18 protein-coding genes are annotated in these 20,446 nt (G+C 73.7%); 8 read left to right on the top strand and 10 right to left on the bottom strand.

The features are described 5' to 3' along the window. Positions 1 to 17 precede the first annotated feature (17 nt). Positions 18 to 1,190: a zinc-dependent alcohol dehydrogenase gene (locus EV374_RS21170; RefSeq protein WP_132237986.1), complete on the top strand. Its 1,173-nt coding sequence runs from the start codon at positions 18 to 20 to the stop codon at positions 1,188 to 1,190. A 72-nt stretch (positions 1,191 to 1,262) separates the two neighbouring features. Here EV374_RS21170 and EV374_RS21165 read toward each other — a convergent pair whose 3' ends face one another. Continuing rightward, a complete protein-coding gene (locus tag EV374_RS21165; protein ID WP_486485880.1) occupies positions 1,263 to 2,261 on the bottom strand; it encodes a hypothetical protein in 999 nt (332 codons plus the stop codon). Positions 2,262 to 2,621: 360 nt separating this feature from the next. On the opposite strand from EV374_RS21165, the gene EV374_RS21160 reads away from it, so the two are divergent. Next, on the top strand, positions 2,622 to 3,308 hold the full coding sequence (locus EV374_RS21160) for a GNAT family N-acetyltransferase (protein ID WP_132237984.1): 687 nt from the start codon (positions 2,622 to 2,624) through the stop codon (positions 3,306 to 3,308). 81 nt (positions 3,309 to 3,389) lie between these two features. On the opposite strand, the gene EV374_RS21155 is transcribed toward EV374_RS21160, so the two are convergent. Next, complete coding sequence (locus EV374_RS21155) at positions 3,390 to 4,868, bottom strand: glutamate-cysteine ligase family protein (protein ID WP_132238122.1); 1,479 nt, start codon at positions 4,866 to 4,868, stop codon at positions 3,390 to 3,392. 183 nt (positions 4,869 to 5,051) lie between these two features. Here EV374_RS21155 and EV374_RS21150 point away from each other — a divergent pair, with 183 nt between their 5' ends. Next, positions 5,052 to 5,390, top strand: a complete 339-nt coding sequence (locus EV374_RS21150; RefSeq protein ID WP_132237982.1) for a DUF3817 domain-containing protein — start codon at positions 5,052 to 5,054, stop codon at positions 5,388 to 5,390. 43 nt (positions 5,391 to 5,433) lie between these two features. On the opposite strand, the gene EV374_RS21145 is transcribed toward EV374_RS21150, so the two are convergent. Further along, positions 5,434 to 6,294, bottom strand: coding sequence for an alpha/beta fold hydrolase (locus EV374_RS21145; RefSeq protein WP_132237980.1), 861 nt, complete (start codon positions 6,292 to 6,294; stop codon positions 5,434 to 5,436). A 47-nt stretch (positions 6,295 to 6,341) separates the two neighbouring features. After that, complete coding sequence (locus tag EV374_RS21140) at positions 6,342 to 6,890, bottom strand: hypothetical protein (protein WP_132238120.1); 549 nt, start codon at positions 6,888 to 6,890, stop codon at positions 6,342 to 6,344. A gap of 142 nt (positions 6,891 to 7,032) precedes the next feature. Between EV374_RS21140 and EV374_RS21135 the strand changes: the two genes are divergently transcribed. Genes EV374_RS21135 through EV374_RS21125 form a run of 3 tightly spaced genes read left to right on the top strand, consistent with a single transcriptional unit; the run spans position 7,033 to position 11,050 of the window. After that, the gene (locus EV374_RS21135) at positions 7,033 to 8,157 is read left to right on the top strand and encodes a baeRF2 domain-containing protein (protein ID WP_132237978.1); all 1,125 of its coding nucleotides are present in this window, start codon (positions 7,033 to 7,035) and stop codon (positions 8,155 to 8,157) included. Beyond that, the gene (locus tag EV374_RS21130; protein WP_132237976.1) at positions 8,150 to 9,910 is read left to right on the top strand and encodes a thiamine pyrophosphate-binding protein; all 1,761 of its coding nucleotides are present in this window, start codon (positions 8,150 to 8,152) and stop codon (positions 9,908 to 9,910) included. The genes EV374_RS21135 and EV374_RS21130 overlap by 8 nt, the downstream gene beginning before the upstream one ends. Positions 9,911 to 9,961: 51 nt before the next feature. After that, positions 9,962 to 11,050: an iron-containing redox enzyme family protein gene (locus EV374_RS21125; protein WP_132237974.1), complete on the top strand. Its 1,089-nt coding sequence runs from the start codon at positions 9,962 to 9,964 to the stop codon at positions 11,048 to 11,050. 218 nt (positions 11,051 to 11,268) lie between these two features. On the opposite strand, the gene EV374_RS21120 is transcribed toward EV374_RS21125, so the two are convergent. Continuing rightward, positions 11,269 to 11,499 carry a CDGSH iron-sulfur domain-containing protein gene (locus EV374_RS21120; protein WP_132237972.1) on the bottom strand — a complete coding sequence of 77 codons (231 nt, stop codon included), beginning with the start codon at positions 11,497 to 11,499 and terminating at the stop codon, positions 11,269 to 11,271. Positions 11,500 to 11,722: 223 nt separating this feature from the next. Between EV374_RS21120 and EV374_RS21115 the strand changes: the two genes are divergently transcribed. Beyond that, entirely contained in the window at positions 11,723 to 13,135 is a 1,413-nt protein-coding gene (locus EV374_RS21115; RefSeq protein WP_132238118.1) for a hypothetical protein, read from the top strand. A 228-nt stretch (positions 13,136 to 13,363) separates the two neighbouring features. After that, entirely contained in the window at positions 13,364 to 14,506 is a 1,143-nt protein-coding gene (locus EV374_RS21110; protein WP_132237970.1) for a SigB/SigF/SigG family RNA polymerase sigma factor, read from the top strand. Positions 14,507 to 14,567: 61 nt separating this feature from the next. Here EV374_RS21110 and ctaD read toward each other — a convergent pair whose 3' ends face one another. The 5 genes from ctaD to EV374_RS21085 all read right to left on the bottom strand — a co-directional run bounded on the left by ctaD (position 14,568) and on the right by EV374_RS21085 (position 20,360). Further along, entirely contained in the window at positions 14,568 to 16,568 is a 2,001-nt protein-coding gene (gene ctaD / locus EV374_RS21105; RefSeq protein WP_132237968.1) for an aa3-type cytochrome oxidase subunit I, read from the bottom strand. A gap of 105 nt (positions 16,569 to 16,673) precedes the next feature. Beyond that, positions 16,674 to 17,402: an ATP-binding protein gene (locus EV374_RS21100; RefSeq protein ID WP_132237966.1), complete on the bottom strand. Its 729-nt coding sequence runs from the start codon at positions 17,400 to 17,402 to the stop codon at positions 16,674 to 16,676. A gap of 103 nt (positions 17,403 to 17,505) precedes the next feature. Then, positions 17,506 to 17,958: a DUF4383 domain-containing protein gene (locus EV374_RS21095; protein ID WP_132238116.1), complete on the bottom strand. Its 453-nt coding sequence runs from the start codon at positions 17,956 to 17,958 to the stop codon at positions 17,506 to 17,508. Between the two features lie 172 nt (positions 17,959 to 18,130). Further along, positions 18,131 to 19,288: a glycosyltransferase gene (locus EV374_RS21090; protein WP_132237964.1), complete on the bottom strand. Its 1,158-nt coding sequence runs from the start codon at positions 19,286 to 19,288 to the stop codon at positions 18,131 to 18,133. 73 nt (positions 19,289 to 19,361) lie between these two features. Beyond that, a complete protein-coding gene (locus EV374_RS21085; RefSeq protein WP_207914435.1) occupies positions 19,362 to 20,360 on the bottom strand; it encodes a glucosyl-3-phosphoglycerate synthase in 999 nt (332 codons plus the stop codon). Between the last annotated feature and the right edge of the window lie 86 nt (positions 20,361 to 20,446).

Raw genomic sequence — 20,446 nt, 5'->3', positions numbered from 1 at the left:
ACCCGAGAGGACGAACGATGAAGGCCACCGCCTGGATGGGCAAGGACAGCGTCAAGGTCGTCGACGTGCCCGACCCGACCATCATGAACGCGCGCGACGCGATCGTACGGATCACCTCGACCGCCATCTGCGGCTCGGACCTGCACCTCTACCACGGCTACATCCCCGCCATGCGCAAGGGCGACATCCTCGGCCACGAGTTCATGGGCGAGGTCGTGGAGGTCGGCCCGCAGGTACGCAACCTGCGCCCCGGCGACCGGGTGGTGGTGCCGTTCCCGATCGCCTGCGGGCACTGTTCCTCCTGTCAGCGCGGGCTCTTCTCGGTCTGCGAGAACTCCAACCCCAACGCCGGGGTGGCCGAGAAGATCATGGGGCACTCGCCGGCCGGCATCTTCGGCTACTCCCACCTGCTCGGCGGCTACGCCGGCGGCCAGGCCGAGTACGCCCGGGTGCCGTTCGCCGACGTCGGCCCGATCAAGGTGCCCGACGAGGTCCCCGACGACCAGGCGGTGATGCTCGCCGACGTGCTGCCCACCGGCTTCATGGGCGCGGAGATGTGCGACATCAAGCCGGGCGACGTGATCGCCGTGTGGGGGGCTGGCCCGGTGGGCCTGCTCGCCGCCGCCAGCGCCCGGATGCTCGGCGCGGAACGGGTGATCGTCATCGACCGGTACCCGTACCGGCTGCGGCTCGCCGAGGAGCACACCGGCGCGGAGACCATCAACTACGACGACACCGACGTGCTCGACGCGCTCAACGCGATGACCGCCGGGCGGGGGCCCGACGCCTGCATCGACGCCGTGGGCCTGGAGGGGCACCACGGCAACACCGCCGTCTACGCGTACGACCGGGCCAAGCAGGCCGCCCGGGTCGAGACGGAACGCCCGTTCGCGCTGCGCCAGGCCATTCTCGCCTGCCGTAGCGGCGGCGTCGTCTCGGTGATCGGCGCGTACGGGGGCTTCGTCGACAAGTTCCCGATGGGCGCGTTCATGAACCGGTCGTTGATCATGCGTACCGGTCAGTGTCACGTCCAGCGCTACACCCGTCCGCTGCTCAACCGCATCCAGCGCGGCGACATCGACCCCAGCTTCATCATCAGCCACCGGATGCGGCTCAAGGACGCCGCCAAGGGCTACAAGATCTTCCAGAAGAAGCAGGACGAGTGCACCAAGGTCGTCCTCAAGGTCTGAGCCCGGGCGAGCGCCGACGACGAGGCCCGGGGCGGCGGAAACCGGCCGTCCCCGGGCCTCGTCGTCGGCGGGTCAGGCCCAGGGGGCGGTCGGGTACCAGGGGATGATCTCGCGGCGGGCGAGCAGCCGTACGTCCCAGTAGAGGAACGTGAAGGCGCCGGCGACGATGAACGCGACCGCGGTCAGGACCGCCAGGCGGCTCGGCCGGGCGCTGAACCAGCGTTGCAGGCGGGAACCGGCGAGCCAGGCCAGCAGCAGGAACAGCACCGCCATGATGACGATGTTGCCCAGGGACTGGAGCGTGAACGCCGCCGCGCCGTAGAGCGGGTTGCCGCTCTCGGCGGCATCGCGGAACATCTGCCGGAACAGCGCGAAGGGCCGGCCGATCAGGAAGCCGGCGATCAGCGCGCCCATGAACACCATCGGGGCGTTGGGAAACCGGCGGGCGATCCGGGCGAACGGGTCCGGCACGACGCCCAGCGCGGCCAGACCGAGATAGATCATGATGAGCCCGATCGCGCCGAAGACGACCATGGACTGGATGCTCCTCGGCGACAGCCCGCCGGGCGCGTTGGGCGCGGTGGAGAACTGCGGCATCGATGTGCCGACGAGGCCGACGACCGCGCCGTAGGCGGCCGACACCGCGACCATGCCCACCGACATCCAGCCCAGCGGCTTCAGCGGTGCGACGATCCGGCTGAACCTGCTGCCCGTGGTGCCGGTCAGCGGGGCCAGGGCGCCGAACGCGGCGATGTTGCAGGCGGTGAACGTGCCCGCGATGCCGGAGACGAAGGCGAACAGGATGCCCGCCGCGATGCCCTGGATGGGCGTCTCCTTGGCGTCGTGGCCGAGCAGTGTGTTGGCGACGTTGTCGCCGATGGTCCGGTCCACGAACTCCGCCGACCAGATGACGGTCAGCAGGAACCCGCCGAGGACGCTGAGGAGGATGATCAGCCCTCGCCGCCGGGGAAAGTGCCCGTTGACGAACGCGGACGTCCCGCTTCGCGTGGTGTCGGGGCTGAGTCGGACGGGCGCGTCGGGTCGCCGGGGGGACCGCTGGGTCTGCGTCACATGCGCTCCTCGGGGTGGGGGAGGGGCCGGTGGGAGGGGAACGCGGGTCGATGTCCGCGTTTCATCATGGGATGGCCGCCGCCGGCCCGGTTCTTCCATCGTGCGCAATCTGCCGGGCCGTTTCGCCCGCTCCGGGTGCCGGTCAACTCCGGAACGGGCCGGCTGCCCGCCTCGGCCGGGAACGCGTGGATGAAGCGCCTTGGAGACCGTCGGGGGGTGGCGCCGCGAAGGGCGTGGGTGTCGTCCGCCCGTCGGGCCTGTCGTCGGTCGGGTGATCGGGAAGGCGACCGTGCGACCCTTGTTGCCAACACTTTGCAATAAGTTGGCGGGCGAACGACGACTGCCGCGAGAGGACCACCCATGCCCGACGCGCCCGCCCGGACCGCCGTGGACGATCCGCCGCACACCGTGTCCGAGCTGGTGCTGGCCTGGGGGCGCGGCTGGGCGGTCGCCAGGGACACGCCCGCCCCCGTCGCGGTCCCCGGCGGCTTCCGGATCGACGTGGGCCGGCCGGGGCACCGCGTACGCCACGTGCTGCACACCTACGACGCCGACTCGCTCGGGCGGCTCGGCCGGGAGCTGACGGAGCCGGGCACCTGGATCAAGATCAGCGGGGAGCGCGCCGCCCTCCGCGCCGCCCTGCCCGACGTCTGGACGCTGGACAGCGCCGGACACCTCATGAGCGCGCCGCTGACCCCGGGCGCGGTCGAGCCGCCCGCACCGTACGAGGCGCGGGTCGTCGCCGAGGGCGGGGTCGTCGTCGCGACGGTCCTCGACGCGTACGGGCACAGGGCAGCCGTCGGGCGGCTGGCCGGCGCCGGGGAGTTCGGCATCGTCGACCAGGTCGAGACGGAGCCCGCCCATCGGCGACGCGGGCTGGGCAGCGTCGTCATGCGGGCGCTCTGCGACCACGCGGCGAGGCTCGGGATGCGCACCGGGATCCTCGTCGCCACCGACGAGGGACGCGCCCTGTACCGCGCGCTCGGCTGGACGGTGCGCTCGGACCTGTCGGGGGCGTACCTCAGCGAGGACCGGAGCCCGGCCTGACGTGCCGGCCGGGCCTGACGTGCCGGTCGGGCCGGACGGCGGGCGGAGCCGACCGGTGGACGGCGGCTCGTGGCGGCCCGGTCAGGGGATGGGCCACTCGTGGACCGGCCGGTTGGTGTGCATCAGCGTCACGTAGTGCCGCACCACCTCCCGCAGCGCCTCCGGCCGGTCGAGATGGTCGGCGGACTCCAGGCGGTGCAGGGTCTCCACCTGCCAGCTCGCCCCGTTGCGGCCGGTCAGGCACCGTTGCTCGATGACGCCGAGCAGCCGGTCCCGCTCGGCCGGGTCGAGGCCCCACCGGTCCAGCCCGTGGTGGGCCAGCGGCAGCAGCCGGCGCAGCACCAGCTCGGTGACCGGGAGATAGCCGAGGCCGGGCCAGAAGACCTGGGCGTCGATGCCGTAGCGGGCGCAGGCGTTGAAGTTCTCCTCGGCCGCGCTGAACGACATCTGCGACCACAGCGGCCGGTCGGCCTCGGCGAGCGCCCGGACGAGGCCGAAGTAGAAGGCGCCGTTGGCCACGGTGTCGAGCACCGTCGGCCCGGCCGGCAGTACCCGGTTCTCCACCCGCAGGTGCGGGCGGCCCTTCAGCACGTCGTACACCGGGCGGTTCCAGCGGTAGACGGTGCCGTTGTGCAGCCGCAGCTCGGCGAGCCTCGGCACGTCCCCCCGGGCCAGGGCCTCGGCCGGGTCCTCCGCGTCGCAGACGGGCAGCAGCGCCGGGAAGTAGCGCACGTTCTCCTCGAACAGGTCGAACACCGTGGTGATCCAGCGCTCGCCGAACCACACCCGGGGGCGCACGCCCTGGGCCTTGATCTCCTCCGGCCGGGTGTCGGTGGCCTGCTGAAACAGCGGGATGCGGGTCTCCCGCCACAGCTCCCGACCGAAGAGCAGCGGCGAGTTCGCCCCGAGGGCCACCTGGATGCCGGCGACCACCTGCGCGGCGTTCCAGTAGTCGGCGAACTGGGCCGGGCTGACCTGGAGGTGGAACTGGGTGCTCGTGCAGGCCGCCTCCGGGGTGATGGTGTCGGCGGTGACCGCAAGCCGTTCCACGCCGTTGATCGCGATCCGCAGGTCCTCGCCGCGGGCGGCGAAGATCTGCTCGTTGAGCAGCGCGTAGCGCGGGTTGGCCGACAGCGTCTCGGCGGTCAGGTGCTCCGGCCGCAACGTCGGCAGGACGCCGATCATCACCATGTGCGCGCCCACCTCCCGCGCCTTGGTCTCGGCGGCGTTGAGGCTGGCCCGCACGCTCTCCTCGAACTCGCGGGTGCCGGTGCCGGCCAGCCGGCGCGGCGCCACGTTGATCTCGACGTTGAACTGGCCCAGCTCCGTCTGGAAGTCCGGGTCGGCGATGGCGGCCAGCACGTCGGCGTTGCGCATGGTCGGCATCGAGTCGTCGTCGACCAGGTTCAGCTCGATCTCCAGCCCGGTCATCGGCCGTTCGACGTCGAACCGGGACTCCCGGAGCATCTCGGCGAAGACGTCCAGGCACCGCCGTACCTTCTCGCGATAGCGGGCCCGGTCCTCGCGACTGAAGGTCCGCACGCCGACGTCCTCGCCCATGGTCACCGCCCTGTCACCGTTGGTTCCCCTAACCTCGCACGCCCAGGGCGGGCCGGGGAAGACCCGAAGCTTCCTGTACGTACCCAGCTCGGGCCCGCGTGATCCCTGTCGCCTCCGCCCGGCGTGCCGTCGGCGCGGCCGGCGGGGTGGTTAGCATGTGCGGCAACCGGTGGGGGAGTGACGATGCGCGAGAAGATCACCAGGCTCTTCGTGGCGGCGGCGATCGCCGAGGCCTGCTCCTGGCTGGCCCTGTTGATCGGCATGGCCGTCAAGTACGGCCCCCCGGGCAACGAGATCGGCGTGCAGATCTTCGGCCCGATCCACGGCGCGCTCTTCGTCGCGTACGGCCTGCTGGTCCTCGCGATGGCCCGGCTGCACCGGTGGCGGCCCTGGCCCACCCTCGTGGCGCTGGCCTGCGCGGTGCCGCCGTTCGCCACCCTGATCTTCGAGCGCTGGGCCGCCCGGCGCGGGATGCTGCGCACCGCGGGCGAGCCGGACCGGCCGCTGACCCCCGTCGGCTGACCCGCCGCCTCCGCCGAGAGGCGACCGGTCGGCAGCCGAGCGGTCAGCCGGCGAGGAAGTCGGCCAGCGCGGCGGCGAGCTGCTCCGGGGCCTCCTCGGCCATGTGGTGGCCCGAGTCGATCGCGGCCACCCGCACGTCGTCGGCCCAGTCCCGCCAGATCGCCGCCGGGTCGCCGTACAGGTCGACCATGTCGTCCCGCTCCGAGAAGCAGAACAGCACCGGGCAGGCGATCCGCCGCCCGGCGGCCCGGTCGGCGTCGTCGGCCGCCCGGTCCGGGCCGAGCCCGGCCCGGTAGTCCTCGCACATGGCGTGCACCGTCGCCGGGTCGTGGATGGCCCGGCGGTAGTCGGCGTACGCCTCCTCGCCCATGGCCGCCGGCGACCCGCCGTACCAGGCGTCCGGGTCGGCGGTGATCACCCGCTCCGCCGGCTTGTCCGACTGGCCGAGGAAGAACCAGTGCCACCAGCGGGCCGCGAACCGGGCGTCGGCGCGCGCCAGGGCCTCGCCGATCGGCACCCCGTCGAGCACGCCCAGCCGGCTGACCCGCTCCGGGTGGTCCAGCGCCGTGCGCATCGCCACGTAGCAGCCCCGGTCGTGCCCGATCACCGCCGCGCGGTCGTGGCCGAGCGCGTCGAGCAGGCCGACCACGTCGCGGGCCATCGCCCGCTTGGCGTACGTGGTGTGCCCCGGGTCGCTCGGCGGCTTCGACGAGCCGCCGTAACCGCGCAGGTCCGGGCAGATGACGGTGTGCTCGCGGGCGAGCAGCGGCGCGACCCGGTGCCAGGTCGCGTGGGTGCGCGGGTGGCCGTGCAGCAGCACCACGGGTGGCCCCGAGCCGCCGTGGCGTACCCGCAGTTGGACCTCGCCGACGTCGATCCGCTCCAGCGTGAATCCCTCGAACATGTCCGCCACGGTGCCCGCGGGCCCGCCGCCGGAAACCGCGCCGGCCGTCAGGTCAGCGCGGACCAGGCCAGCACGGCCGCGACCAGCAGCGCGCCCAGCACCGCCTGGAGCAGCAGCGGCGGCCCGAGGTGCGACCACAGGGTGGCGGTACGCGGGGTGAGCAACTGGCCCGTCGTCAGGTTGACGATCCGCTCGATCTTCGGCGGCAGGTCCGGGTCACCCTGCGGGCGCAACGTGAGCTGCACGTGGTCGGCCGGGTGCAGGGCGCTCTGCGGCAGGTGCCCGTGCAGCTCGACCTCGCAGAGCCGCCCGGCGGCGTCGCGCAGCCGCACCGGGGTCACCAGGTATTCCGGGCCCTTCTTCAGGTCCTTGAAGCGTCGTCGGGCGGCGCCGGAGCCGGCGGAGAACAGGGAGCGGGCCAGCGCCATCAGCAGGCCGGCGATCCCGGCCGCCGCGAGCACCGCGACCAGCACCGGCTGGCCGATGCGCACCTCGCGCGGGTAGCCGTCCATCAGCCGGACGATCCGCCCCGTGACGATCCGGCCGGTCGGATGGACGATCCGCCGGATGTGCAGGTCGCTGTCCATTTCCACCACCCAGAGTCCGGTTGCGTTCACTCATGGTATCGGTCGTCCGGGTTGAACGACATGAATGAAATGCGGTCACGCGCTCGCGGCGGCCAGGTGACAACCGCAGCGGCACGGGTAAGCGGGGGGCCGAGCTGGAAAGGGGTCGAGCATGCAGCTGTCCTTCCTGCGCCCGCTCTACGACCGGCCGGGACCGTGGGTCTCGGTGTACCTGGACGCCTCCGCCAACGTCGAGGACGCCCACGCGGCGCTCGATCTGCGCTGGCGGGGCCTGCGTGACCAACTTCAGCAGCAACGCGCCGACGTGGACACCGTCGACGCCGTCGAACGGGTCGTGCGGGGCCACGATCCGATGCCCGGCGCCTACGGGCTGGCGGTCTTCGGCGCCCGGGGCCGGGTGGTGCTGTCGGAGTACCTCTCCGCGCCGCCGCTGCGGGACCTCGCCGCGTACACCTCGTTGCCGCACGTGATGCCCATGCTGGCGCAACGCGGCGAGCAGGTGGCCTGGGTGCGGGTGCTGGCCGACCGGACCGGCGCCGACGCCATGGCCATCAGCGCCGGCGGCGTGCCGCGCCGGGCCCACGTGAGCGGCCGGGAGGACTTCCAGCTGCGCCGGGTGCAGCCCGGCGGCTGGTCGCAGTCGCACCACCAGCGGGCCGCCATGGAGGCCTGGCACCACAACGCGGGCGACGTCACCGCCGCCACGGTGGAGCTGGCCGAGAAGGTCGGCGCGGAGGTGGTGGTGGTCGCCGGCGACGTGCGCGCCACCGGCGTGATCGCCGCCCAGATGCCCGAACGCTGGCAGGACCTGATGGTGCGCACCGACGCCGGGTCCCGGGGCGGCGGCGCCGACCAGAGCCTGCTCGACGACCTCACCGTGCAGACCATCGCCGAGGTGGCCGACCAGCGGATCACCGCCGTGCTGGACCGGTTCGGCATGCAGGAGGACGTCGGCGCCGGGCTGGATGCCGTGGTGTCCGCCCTGCAACGCAACCAGGTCGAGACGATGCTCATCGTCGACGACCCGTCCGCCACCGGGGAACTCTGGATCGGGCCGGACCCGACCGAGATCGCGACCGACCCGGGGCAGCTCGCCGCCATGTCCGTACGCGACCCGGAGAAGGTCCGCGCCGACGCCGCCCTCGTGCGCGCGCTGGTCGGCACCGACGCCGAGCTCACCGTGCTGGGCCCGGACGAGGCGCCGGAGCTGACCGACGGCGTCGGCGCGGTGCTGCGCTACGTCGACACCGGCACGCCGGGGCGTGGCGATGGCTGAGCGTACGGTGGCCGACCTGGTGGTCGAGCGACTGCGGGCCTGGCGGGTGCCGCGGGTCTTCGGCTACCCCGGGGAGGCCATCGCCCCGGTGGTCGAGGCGTTGGACGCCTCGGGCGGGGACCCGGCGTTCGTGCCGGCCCGGCACGAGGAGACCGCCTCCTACATGGCCACCGGGCACGCCAAGTTCACCGGCGGGATCGGGGTCTGCCTGGCCACCCAGGGGCCCAGCGCCGTGCAACTGCTCAACGGCCTCTACGACGCCAAGCTGGACAGCAAGCCGGTGGTGGCGATCGTCGGCGAGGACGTCTCCGGCCCGCTCGGCGGGGCCCACCAGGAGATCGGGCTGAGCCGGCTGTTCGCCGACGTGTGCAACCAGTTCGTCCGCTACGGCCGGGTCCCCGACGGGGTGCCGGCCCTGCTCGACCAGGCGTTCCGCACCGCCGCCGCCACCCGCAGCCCGGTCTGCGTGGTGCTGCCGCGGCAGTTGCAGGAGGCCACCGTGCCCGACCTGCAGTCCCACGCGGCCGGGGTGCTCTCGGCGACGCCGGGGGAGCCGCTGGCCCGGGTCCTGCCGCACGACGCCGACCTGGACGCGGCCGCCCAACTGCTCGCCAACGGCCAGCGCAGCGCGATCCTGGTCGGGCAGGGCGGCCGGGGCGCGGCCGGAGAGATCGTCGCCCTCGCCGACCGGCTCGGCGCCGGGGTGGCGGCCTCGCTGCTGGGCAAGCCGGTGCTCGACGAACGGCTGCCCTTCCACGCCGGCGTGCTCGGCGAGGTCGGCACCCCGGCCGCCGCCGAGCTGATGGGCGGCTGCGACACGCTGCTGCTCGTCGGCACGAACGATCCGTGGACGGACTACTTCCCGATGCCGGGGCAGGCCCGCACGGTGCAGATCGACATCGACGGCCGCCGGATCGGCACCCGCTACCCGGTGGACGTGCCGCTCGTGGGCGACGCCCAGGAGACGCTGCGGGCGTTGCTGGCCCGGGTGCCCGACCGGCCGAACGCCCGGTGGCGGGAGACCGTCGAGGGCTCGGTCGACCGGTGGCGGGCCGAGCGGGCCGACCGGGCCGCCGCCCCCGCCGAGCCGGTGAACCCGCAGCTCGTGCTGCACGAACTCTCCACCCGGGTCCCGCCGCGTGGGGCGGTGGCGGTGGACGTCGGATCGGTCTTGTACTGGTACGCCCGGCACCTGGAGCTGCCGCCGGGCGTCAACGCGCAGCTCTGCGGCACGCTCGGCACGATGGGCTGCGCCCTGCCGTACGCCGTGGCGGCCAAGCTCGCCGCCCCGGACCAGCCGGTGGTCGCCCTGCTCGGCGACGGCGCGATGCAGCTCAACGGGCTTGCCGAGCTGATCACCGTGGCACACCACTGGCAGGAGTGGCGCGATCCCCGCCTGGTGGTGCTGGTGCTCAACAACCGGGACCTGTCCGGCATGGGCGGCGGTCGTACGCCGACCGATCCGACGCGCCGCCGGCCCGACGTGCCGTACGCCGGCTGGGCGCGCCTGCTCGGCCTGCACGGGGTGCGGGTCGACCGGCCCGAGCTGGTGGGGGCGGCCTGGGACGAGGCGCTGGCGGCCGACCGGCCCTGCGTACTGGAGGCGGTGGTCGACCCGGCGGTGCGGCTGGCGCCGCCCGAGCCCGCGTTCGCGGACCTGCGCGAGGTGTTCGCCGAGGGCGACGCCGCCCGGCGGGTACGCGACCGGATGCTCGCCGCCGGGGTGGCCGTGGAGGTCGACGACCTCGTTTAACGCTCCGGTCGAGGGGCACTGAGGACGGGCAGTACGACGCTGGAGGTCACCTTGTCAGAGTCCCCGGACCGCCGGTACGGCCCCGCTCCCCTGCCGCAGCCCCGTGGGCCGGTGTCGGCGGCGCTGCTGGACGCGCTGCGGCGGGCGCCGCACGACCTTCCGGCGGGGCTCGGCGCCGGGCTCGCCCCCGCCGACGCCCTCACCGACGAGGACCTCCAGCTCACCCTCTTCTGCTGCTACGAGCTGCACTACCGGGGCTGGCAGGGCGTCGACGAGGACTGGGAGTGGCAGCCGTCCCTGCTCGCGCTGCGCGCGTACGCCGAACGGCACTTCGGGGCGGCGGTGCGCGCGCTGGTGGGACCCCTGCCGGCGGCGCTGCCCGGCGGGGTGCCGGCGGCCCTGGCCGACGTGGTCGCCGCCGACGACGGGCCGTCGCTCGCCGGACACCTGCAACGCCGGGCGTCGCTGGCCCAGTTCCGGGAGTTCGTCACGCACCGCTCGATCTACCACCTGCGCGAGGCCGACCCGCACAGCTGGGCCCTGCCCCGCCTCGGCGGGCCGGCGAAAGCCGCCCTGGTGGAGATCCAGATGGACGAGTACGGCAACGGGCGTCTCGACCGGATGCACGCCGAGCTGTTCCGGGTCACCCTGGCAGAGCTGGGGCTGGACACCGGCTACGCCGCCCACCTGGACGCCGTGCCGGCGGTCACCCTGGCCACCAACAACCTCATGTCGCTGTTCGGGCTGCACCGGCGGCTGCGCGGGGCGCTGCTGGGGCACCTCGCCGCGTACGAGATGACCTCCTCGCTGCCGAACCGCCGGTACGGCAACGGGCTGCGCCGCCTCGGCATGGGCGAGGCGGCCACGCGCTTCTACGACGAGCACGTCGAGGCCGACGCGGTGCACGAGCAGATCGCCGCGTACGACCTGTGCGGCGGGCTGGTCCGGGTGGAGCCGGCGCTCGCCCCGGACGTCCTCTTCGGCGCCGCCGCCGCGCTGGCGGTGGACCGGCTCTTCGCCGCGCACCTGCTGGACGCCTGGACCGCCGGCCGCACCTCCCTGCGCACCACCGCCGCCCCGATCCGCATCGACCTGCGCGACCGCCCGCGCCCCGACGGCCGACCCGCCGCCGTAGCCTGACCCACCGGCCTTACCCCACCCCACCCCCGCCCCGCCCGCCGTTGTGCCTGCCCCACCGGCCGTTGCGCCCCGCCCGCCGTGCGGGCCGCCGATCATGCAGTTGTGGCGCCCCGCAAAAGCCCTGAAACGCCAGTTTCCGCCCACCAGAAGTGCATGATCGACGCGGCCGGTCGACGCGTCCGGGGGCGGGGGCGCGGGGAGGGCGGGGTGAGGCGGGGTCAGGGGGCTTCGCGGGTGGGGGCGGCGCGGAAGTTGACGGCCTTGTGGGTGCCGTCGCAGAACGGCTTGAGCGCCGACTTCCCGCAGCGGCACAGGGCCACCGTGCCCCGTCGCGCGTCGATGGTCTCCCCGTCGGGGGTGACCAGGGCGAAGTCGCCCCGGACCAGCAGCGGCCCGTCCTGGTAGGGGGTGATGGTGGCCGCCGCGGGTGTGTCGTCGTCGGTACGCATGGGCGCTGAAGTGCCCCTTGCTCCGGCACTGAAACCCCTGCTCACCGGCGTGCCGTCGCGGTGCGTGACCGCCAGCGTCACCCGGTTCGGCGGTTCGGCGGTCACCCGCCCGGGATCTTCTGATTGCTCCCGCCCGGTGGGGGATGCCCCGTTTGAACCCCATCGGGACGGGAAGCCGGGCCGCGTGGTGAGCGAACGAGGCAAGGTGGAGCCGGGGCACAAGGTGCGCAAGGGGCTCACGGCCGACGGTGCCGGGCTGGCGGGCGACCGGGTGGTGGCCGCCGGCAGCGCCGCGCGGGTCCTGGTGGCCGCCACCGCGCGGGCGCTGCGCGGCACCGACTGCGCCGACCTCGGACACCCGGGACACCCGGGGCCGCTGTCGCGCTTCGTCGGCGCGCCCGAACCGGTGCGCCGGGCGGCGGTGATCCGAGCGGCCGGCCGGGTGGCGCTCACCCCCGGCCAGACCGCCGAGGTCGACGCGGGTCGGGTCGCCCGCTGGTTCGCCGAGCAGTACCCGCGCCGCCAATACCCGGGTGTCCTGGTCGGGTCCCCGCACGGCGCGGCCGCGCACCTGGCGATGGCGCTCGGTGTGCCCTGGCTGCCGGCCGGGTTCGAGATGACCGTGCACTGGGCGCAGGGCGCCGTCGACCGGCCGCAGGCCGCCCTGGACCACGGTGCCGCCCTCACCGCCCGTCTCCTCGGCGGCAACGCCGACCTGCACGTCCGCCAGGTGCACTGCCCCGCGAGCCGGGGCGCGTTGGCCGGCGCCACGGTGTCGCTGGCGGCCCGGTGGCGGTCCCTGCCGGCCGCGTACGCGCGGTTCCTGGCCGACCGGCTGGAGCCCGGCGCCCCGGTGCTGCTGCTGCGCGACGCCCGCACCTGGCCGGTGTTCGACTCCGCCCCGGGGCACAGCTTCCAGGTCGGCTGCCCGGGCAGCGGCCTCGATCCGGTCGACTTCCACCCGGACAGCCACGCCCTGCGCCAGGTGCTCCGCTCGGCCGGCGGGGACGGCGCGCACTGGGAGCCGCCGGAGGTCGCCTCGCCGCCCGAGCCGGCGGAACACGGCGTGGAGTCCGGTTTCGAGGCCGGCGTCCAGGAGTGGACCGGCGGGCACGGGCACCCGCTGCACCGGGTCCTCGTGCCGCGACCGGAGGCGCTCAGCGCCGCGACCGCCGACCTGTACCGGCGCTGGCTGCGCGCGGCCGGCAAGACCGGCGACCGGCTGGTGGTGGAGTGCGGCCGGCTGCTCGACCCGTGGCAGGTGGTGCGGGCCGGGATGGTGCCGTACTGGTGCGAGAACGCCACCCGGCGCAGCGTGGAGGCGGCGGAGTGGTGGCTCGCCGGGAGCGAGCCGTTCAGCTCGGTGGACGTGCTGCCCGAGCCGCCCGGCCTGCGCTCGCCGGCGCTGGCCGGGCTGCCCCAGTGGCTGGCCGTCGCCGGCTTCGGGCGCCGCCGGCGGGCGCTGGACCGCACCTCGGCGCGCGGCTACCCGGTCACCTCGGTGCCCACCCGGCGGGCGACGGAGGTGCTGCGGGCGCAGCCGTACGACCTGCCGACGCCGCCGCCGATGACGGTCCCCGAGGCCCTCGCGGCGCTGCGCGACGGCGGCTCCCACCAGGGGTTACTCGTCTGTTGAGTCGGCCCTTTCGAAACATCCTCGCGAACCCCGGGTCCCGTGATTGAGTACCTACGGAGCGGGAACACCGCTGGCTGCGACGGCCTGATCACGCCGTCCGGCGTGGCGCCGTCGCCCGCTGACATCCCAGTCATGTGACCCATTTTCCGGCCCGGGCGTGGTGCGACCACGCGCGCGCACGACCGGTTTCCTGAATCCGGGCGGGGGACCTTCCTGAGGGAGGCGCGGATGTTCGGACAGACCACCACGACCACACCACCTCCGACCGATCGGGGCCTGGAGGACCTCGACGCGGCCGCACTGGCGTACGCGGCGCGGATCGAGGGCCTACCGCCCGAACGACGCCAGGAGGCACGTGACGACCTCGTCCGGTTCGCCCTGCCGTTCGCCGGCCGGCTGGCCCGCCGCTACCGGGGGCGGGGCGAGCCGCTGGAGGACCTGGAGCAGGTCGCCCGGCTCGGCCTGGTCAACGCCGTCGACAGGTACGACCCCGAGCGGGGCTCCTTCACCGCGTACGCGGCCATCACCATCGTCGGCGAGATCAAGCGGCACTTCCGCGACCGCACCTGGGGCGTGCACGTGCCGCGCCGGTTGCGCGACCTGATCCTGGAGGTCGGGCAGGCCACCTCCGCGCTGACCAGCGAGCTGTCCCGGGCCCCGACGGTCGCCGAGCTGGCGGAACGGCTGGAGACCCCGCAGGAGGAGATCCTCGCCGCGCTGGAGTCGGCCGCCGGCTACAGCCCGGCCTCGCTGAACGCCCCCGTCGGCGGGGAGAGCTCGGCGGAGTTCGGCGACCTGGTCGGCGAGTCCGACAACGCGCTGGAGTCCGTCGACGACCGGGTGACGGTCAGCGGGCTGCTGCACCGGCTGCCCTGGCGGGAGCGGCGCATCCTGGCCATGCGCTTCTACGGCAACCAGACCCAGGCGGAGATCGCCGCCCGCTTCGGCATCTCCCAGATGCACGTCTCCCGGCTGCTGTCGCGGGCGCTGACCTGGCTGCGTCAGGCGATGCTGGCCGACGCCCCGCCGCCATGGCAGAACGGGACCGCCGAGTCGGCCGAGCCGGCGAAGACCAGGATCTCGGTGCGGCACAACGGCGACCGGGTGGTCGTGGAGGTCGGCGGGGAGGTCGACCGGGACGGCGCGGACCAGCTGCGCCGGGCGATGCTGGAGGCGGTGACCGGGCAGCCCGCCGAGGTGGTGGTCGACCTGGTGGGCGCCGGTGGCTTCGACGCCGGCGGGATCGCCGCGCTGATGGCGGGCCGCGAGGCCGCCGCCCGCACCGGGGTACCGCTGCGGCTGACCCGCGTCCAGCCGGCCGTGCGCCGCTCACTCACGGCGGCGGGCCTGGCGGCGGCCCGCGAGGGCTGACCACGTACCGCAGAGGGCCGGCACCCCCGGGGTGCCGGCCCTCTCTCTCGCGTACGCCCGCTCAGCGCTCGGGCGTGTCGCCGGGCCCGCGCGGATGCCGCCAGCGCTCCTTGGCCGGCTGCTCCCGGTCGGCGCCGGGGCGGGTCTCCTCCGGCTCCTCGGTCTGCTCGAAGCTGGGCCGACGGATGTCGTCCGGCTCGGGTACGTCCACGGGACGGGCCCCGGACTGCGCCGCGGGCTGGAACGCGGCGGCCTCCCGCGCGCCGTGCGCCCCCTCGGCGGCCGGCGCCTCGGGCACGTGCTTCTCGCGGTGCAGCTCGTCGCGGAGTTCCTGCGGCGGCTTGGTGGCGCGCTGGGGCAGGTCCCGACCGAGGTCGGCGACGAGCGGGCCGTACTTGAGGTCGAAGGCGGGCCGCTCCGAGCGGATGCGCGGCATCCGGTCGAAGTTGCGCAAGGGCGGCGGGCAGGTGGTGGCCCACTCCAGGGAGTTGCCGAAGCCCCACGGGTCGTCGACGTTCACCATCGCCCCGTAGCGCCAGGACTTCCAGGCGTTCCAGATGAAGAAGAGCGTGGACGCGCCGAGCACGAAGGCGGAGATGCTGGAGAACGTGTTCAGGGCGGTGAACCCGTCGCTGGGCAGGTAGTCGGCGTACCGGCGGGGCATGCCCTCGTTGCCCAGCCAGTGCTGGACGAGGAAGGTGCCGTGGAAGCCGAGGAACATGGTCCAGAAGTGGGCCTTGCCGAGCCGCTCGTCGAGCAGCCGCCCGGTCATCTTCGGCCACCAGAAGTAGAAGCCGCCGAAGAGCGCGAAGACCACGGTGCCGAACAGCACGTAGTGGAAGTGCCCGACGACGAAGTACGTGTCGTGGGTGTGCCAGTCCGCCGGCGGGCTGGCCAGCAGCACCCCGGTGAGGCCGCCGAAGAGGAAGGTGACCAGGAAGCCGATCGCGAAGAGCATCGGCGTCTCGAAGGTGATCTGCCCCTTCCACATGGTGCCGATCCAGTTGAAGAACTTCACCCCGGTGGGCACCGCGATCAGGTAGCTCAGGATGCTGAAGAACGGCAGCAGCACCTGGCCGGTGGCGAACATGTGGTGGGCCCACACCGTCATCGACAGCACGGTGATCGCGATGGTGGCCAGCACGAGGCCGGTGTATCCGAAGATCGGCTTGCGGGAGAAGACCGGGATGATCTCGGTGATGATGCCGAAGAACGGGATCGCGATGATGTAGACCTCGGGATGGCCGAAGAACCAGAACAGGTGCTGGTAGAGCATCGGGCCGGCGGTTCCCGGGTCGTACACGTGGGCGTTGAGCAGCCGGTCCGCCGCGAGCGCCATCAGCGCGGCGGCGAGCAGCGGGAACACCAGGATCACCAGCACGCTGGTGAAGAGCATGTTCCAGGTGAAGATCGGCATCCGGAACATGGTCATGCCGGGCGCGCGCAGGGTGAGGATCGTGGTGATCAGGTTGACGGCGCCGAGGATGGTGCCCAGCCCCGAGATCACCAGGCCGATCACCCACATGTTGGCGCCGACGCCGGGGGAGTGCTCCTGGCTGCTCAGCGGCGAGTACGCGGTCCAGCCGAAGTCGGCGGAGCCGCCCGGGGTGAGGAAGCCTCCGAGCACCATCAGGCCGCCGAACAGGTAGAGCCAGTACGCGAGGGCGTTGAGCCGGGGGAACGACACGTCGGGGGCGCCGATCTGGATCGGCACGATGTAGTTGGCGAACCCGAACGCCGCGGGGGTGGCGAACAGCAGCAGCATGACCGCGCCGTGCGAGGTGAAGAGCTGGTTGTACTGCTCGGCGGAGAGGATCTGCATGCCGGGCCGGGCCAGCTCGGCGCGCATCAGCATCGCCTGGATCCCGGCGACCAGGAAGAAGCCGAACGAGGTCAGCAGGTAGAGCAGGCCGATCTGCTTGTGGTCGGTGGTGGCCAGGAACCGGGTCAGTTTGCCGCCGGGCAGCGCCTTGCGCAGCGGCCCCGGGTAGCCACCGAAGCGTGCCGGTGCCAGGATCGCCGGTCCCCGGTCGCGTGGTTCCGTGGTTACCCGCTTGGGCATGTGACTCTCACCCCGCCAGACGACAGATAGGACGGCGCGGCTACCCGCCCCTCATGCCATGAAACCAGGCGACAGGGGTTATTCAGGCGAGAGTGGTAAATTCTGTCAATTCGCGGGCAGTATGGCCCAGACGACCTTTCCGTCGCCGGCCGGGGAGCTGCCCCACCGCTGGGCCGTCTCGCGCACGAGCATCAGCCCCCGGCCGCCCTCGGCCCGCAGGTCGGCGCCGCCGGCCCGGACCGAGGCCCGGCTGCCGTCCGCGACGGCCAGGTGCAGGTACGGCCGGCGCAGGGTCAGCGTCACCTGCATCGGCGTGCCGGCGTGCCGGACCACGTTGCCGACCAGCTCGCTGAGCACCAGCGACGCCGGCCCGGCGGCCTCCGGCAGGTTCCAGCGGGCGCACGCGTCGGTGACCAGCTCCCGTGCCCGCCGGCAGGCCTCGGCCACCGGCTCGAGCCGGGCGCGCAGCCGGGGTGCCGCCGCCGCGTTCGCCACCCGGGTCGCCTCGTCGCAGTCGCGCCGCACGGGCACCACCCGGCAGGCGGTCGACTGGGCCAGCCAGGTCGCCGCCTCGGGCGGCGGGGCGCACAGCACGACGGGCACCGCCGGCCAGTCGGCCGCCCGACGGGCGGTGGCGGCGAAGACCGAGAGGGCGAGCCGGTCACGGACGGTGACGTCGGTGAGGTCGACCACGAGGGCGTCGGGCTGGCTGGCGAGGCAGTCGTCCAGCACGCCCCGCACCGTGCGCATGGTGTCGACGCCGAGGTCGCCATGGAGGCGTACGACGGTCACTGGCGACTCGTCGTGCACCTCGCAGGTGATCCGGCTCGGCATCGGGCCCTCGTTTCGCGTTGTCGGGGATCTGCGAACTACCCGGCCGCGCGGAGGGTCAAACCGGACCGGCCGGGGCGGCGCCGCCCCGGCCGGTCACGATGCGTCACCGGCGGGTCCGGTCCCGCGTGGTCAGGATGCCGAGCGCGATCATGCCCAGGCCCAGGAACAGGTGCAGCCAGTTGTCGGCGTTGTTGACCGGGATGAAGTTGGCCGCGCTGTCGTGGTCGATCACCAGGCCGTAGAGCCAGAGCACCAGGTAGATCGCGCCGCCGCCGACCAGGTACGTCCGCGCGCCCGTGACGGTGCGGGCCAGCAGCAGCCCGGCCACCCCGAAGAGCAGGTGAACGATGTTGTGCAGCACCGAGACCTGGAACAGGCCGAGCAGCTTGGATTCGGAGTCGTGCCCGGCGAACCGCAGGTCGCCGAAGTTGCTGGTGATGCCCGGCACGAAGCCGAGCACGCCGACCAGGAGGAAGACCACCGCCACGGCGGTGGCGGCCCGCCGGACGGGAGCCCTGCCGTCGGCCGGGTTGTGCCGGGCGCGGGAGCGCGCCATGGGACCGGTCACCGCCGTCTCCTCACTGTGCGAGAACGCTGAGTGGATCGCGCCTTCCCGCTGCTCCCACCGGCAAACCCCACCACCGGGGGATCGCCCCAACCGGGCGCCGGCACGCGACCGGGGCCGGCCCACCGTGACGGCGGGCCGGCCCCGGGGTGCGGATCGCCGGTCAGGCCGGTTGCAGGCGCGGGGCGGCGGCGAGCTGGCGGACCCGCTCGTAGAGGCCCACGTACTTCTCGGCCATCACCGTGGGGGTGAAGCGGACGGCGGCCTCGCGCCGGCACTCGTCCGGATCCAGCAGGCTCGCGGCCAGCAGCAGGTCGCCCAGCTCCTCCTCGTCGGTGGTGAGCAGGCCGGTACGGCCGTGCTCGATCAGCTCGGGCAGGCAGCCCCGGGCGGTGGCCACCACCGGCGTGCCCAGGGCCAGCGACTCGACCACCGCCGTGCCGCCCGGCTCCTCCCAGCGCAGCGGGAACAGCGAGGCCCGGGCGCCGGCCAGCAGGTCGTCGCGTTCCTGCCCGGCCACGGTGCCCACCCAGCGGACCAGGTCACCGTCGACGTGCGGCGCCACCTCGTCGTAGAAGAACCGGACGTCCGGGTTCTGCCGGGCCTCGTCCCCGGCGGCGGCCAGGTCCTCCGGCCGGTGGTACGGGCCGACGGGCCCGGCGAGCACCAGCGGCACCCCCACCCGCTGGGCGAGGCGCGCGCCCACGTCCTGGCCCTTGCCCGGGTTGATCCGGCCCAGGATGATCAGGTAGTCGCCCTTCTCCGCCCGGGGCCGCCGGTCCGCGTCGACGGCGAGCGGGGTGGACAGGTGCACATGGCCCACCGAGTGCTCCCGCAACGCCCGGGGTGCGCGGGCCAGCTGCGAGGCGGAGACCCCGTTGACCCGGACCCGGTCGCCGCCGTCGAGGTTGCCGTAGAGCGCCGGATGCTTGGCCAGGTCCCAGTGCAGCGTGTGCAGGGCGGGCGGGGCGTCCGGGCCCATCGCGGCGAGCGTCGCCAGGCCGACCGCCTCCACGTGGTCGTGCACCAGGTCGATGTCGTCGCGCGAGTGCAACGCGCGCACCACCCCGTTCAGGTGCGCCTGGGAGATGCCGCAGACCTGGTTGTACGGCCGTTGCAGGGCGTGGAACTGCCCGTCGGGGAAGACGGAGAACTTCTCGTCGACCGGCAGGGTGCTGCTGTCGACCGACGCGAGCACCACCCGTACGCCGAGACGGCGCAGCTCCGGCACCAGCGTCGCGATCACGTTCTCGATGCCGCCGTAGCCGGGCGGCGGCACGGACAGCCACGGACCGGCGTTCATCAGGACGGTGAGGCTCATGCGGGATTCCTTCCCTCGGCGGGGGCCTGGGCCGTCCGCGCCCGGTCGTTCACGGTCACGGGGGGTCGCGTGGTCACGCCGCGGCGACCCGTCGGCGGGGGATCCGGTGCCGCAGCTCGGCCAGGGGCGGCCGCTCCTCGACGGAGACGTCGCTGACGACGATCTCCCGGTCCAGGTTCGGCAGGGCGTCGGAGCCGCCGCGCCGGAACTGGGTCAGCAGGGCGGCGGGCAGCGCGCCCGGTGCCGCCCAGCCGCGCCGCTGCAACCGCGACCAGGCGGTGAGCATGATCTGGGCCGACATCCGGCCCAGGGCGGCGGTGTCCTGGTGGCGGTGCTTGCGCTCGCCCAGGTCCACCTGGGCCAGCGCGTCCAACCCGACCAGCTCCAGCAGGTCGATGAGCATCGCCGTCTCGACCCCGTAGCCGGAGACGAACGGCACCCGCTCCAGCACCTCCCGGCGGCCGGCGTACTCACCGGCGAGGGGCTGCACGAAGCCCGCCAGTTCGGGCCAGAACAGGTTCAGCATCGGCCGGGCCATCAGCTCCGTCACCCGCCCGCCGCCGTCGGCCTCCACGCTCGACGCACCGACCAGCGGGCGGTGGTAGAAGCCCTTCACGAAGTCCACCGAGGGATCGGTCAGCAGGGGACCGATCAGCCCGGTCACGAAGTGCGGGCGGAACTCGCGCAGGTCGGCGTCGACGAACGCCACCACGTCGCCCTCGGCCGCGGCCAGCCCCGCCCAGAGCGCGTCGCCCTTGCCGGTCAGCCGGGGCAGGCCCCGGGTCATCGCGTCCTGGCTGACCACCTCCGCGCCCGCGGCGCGGGCCACGCTGGCGGTGCGGTCGGTGGACCGGGAGTCCACCACGATGAGCTCGTCGACCAGGGCCACCCGCTCCATCAGGTGCTCGCGGATCGTCGACACGATCGCGCCGACCGTGGCCTCCTCGTTGTGGGCCGGCAGGACCACGCTGACCCTGCTGTCCCCCTTGGCGCGGATCAACCGCCGCGCCGGCCAGTCACCCGCCGACGTGGTGCGATAGGTGGCCCACGCCTCCACCACCGGTGACACCATCGTTTCCGTGTTCCGCACAGGCACCCCCAGATCGTGGCGGAAAAACCTTCCCTGTTTTTCCCACTACCGCACTCGCGCTAACCGCA

It is taken from the genome of Micromonospora sp. CNZ303 (assembly GCF_004345505.1).
This window is presented reverse-complemented; position numbering and strand designations above follow the sequence as displayed.

What these genes read in the sequence shown, in the direction of transcription:
- EV374_RS21170 (WP_132237986.1), top strand. Translation starts at nt 18, where the DNA reads ATGAAGGCCACCGCCTGGATGGGCAAGGACAGCGTCAAGGTCGTCGAC.
- EV374_RS21160 (WP_132237984.1), top strand. Translation starts at nt 2,622, where the DNA reads ATGCCCGACGCGCCCGCCCGGACCGCCGTGGACGATCCGCCGCACACC.
- EV374_RS21155 (WP_132238122.1), bottom strand. Translation starts at nt 4,868, where the DNA reads ATGGGCGAGGACGTCGGCGTGCGGACCTTCAGTCGCGAGGACCGGGCC.
- EV374_RS21150 (WP_132237982.1), top strand. Translation starts at nt 5,052, where the DNA reads ATGCGCGAGAAGATCACCAGGCTCTTCGTGGCGGCGGCGATCGCCGAG.
- EV374_RS21145 (WP_132237980.1), bottom strand. Translation starts at nt 6,294, where the DNA reads ATGTTCGAGGGATTCACGCTGGAGCGGATCGACGTCGGCGAGGTCCAA.
- EV374_RS21135 (WP_132237978.1), top strand. Translation starts at nt 7,033, where the DNA reads ATGCAGCTGTCCTTCCTGCGCCCGCTCTACGACCGGCCGGGACCGTGG.
- EV374_RS21130 (WP_132237976.1), top strand. Translation starts at nt 8,150, where the DNA reads ATGGCTGAGCGTACGGTGGCCGACCTGGTGGTCGAGCGACTGCGGGCC.
- EV374_RS21120 (WP_132237972.1), bottom strand. Translation starts at nt 11,499, where the DNA reads ATGCGTACCGACGACGACACACCCGCGGCGGCCACCATCACCCCCTAC.
- EV374_RS21110 (WP_132237970.1), top strand. Translation starts at nt 13,364, where the DNA reads ATGTTCGGACAGACCACCACGACCACACCACCTCCGACCGATCGGGGC.
- ctaD (WP_132237968.1), bottom strand. Translation starts at nt 16,568, where the DNA reads ATGCCCAAGCGGGTAACCACGGAACCACGCGACCGGGGACCGGCGATC.
- EV374_RS21100 (WP_132237966.1), bottom strand. Translation starts at nt 17,402, where the DNA reads ATGCCGAGCCGGATCACCTGCGAGGTGCACGACGAGTCGCCAGTGACC.
- EV374_RS21095 (WP_132238116.1), bottom strand. Translation starts at nt 17,958, where the DNA reads ATGGCGCGCTCCCGCGCCCGGCACAACCCGGCCGACGGCAGGGCTCCC.
- EV374_RS21090 (WP_132237964.1), bottom strand. Translation starts at nt 19,288, where the DNA reads ATGAGCCTCACCGTCCTGATGAACGCCGGTCCGTGGCTGTCCGTGCCG.
- EV374_RS21085 (WP_207914435.1), bottom strand. Translation starts at nt 20,360, where the DNA reads ATGGTGTCACCGGTGGTGGAGGCGTGGGCCACCTATCGCACCACGTCG.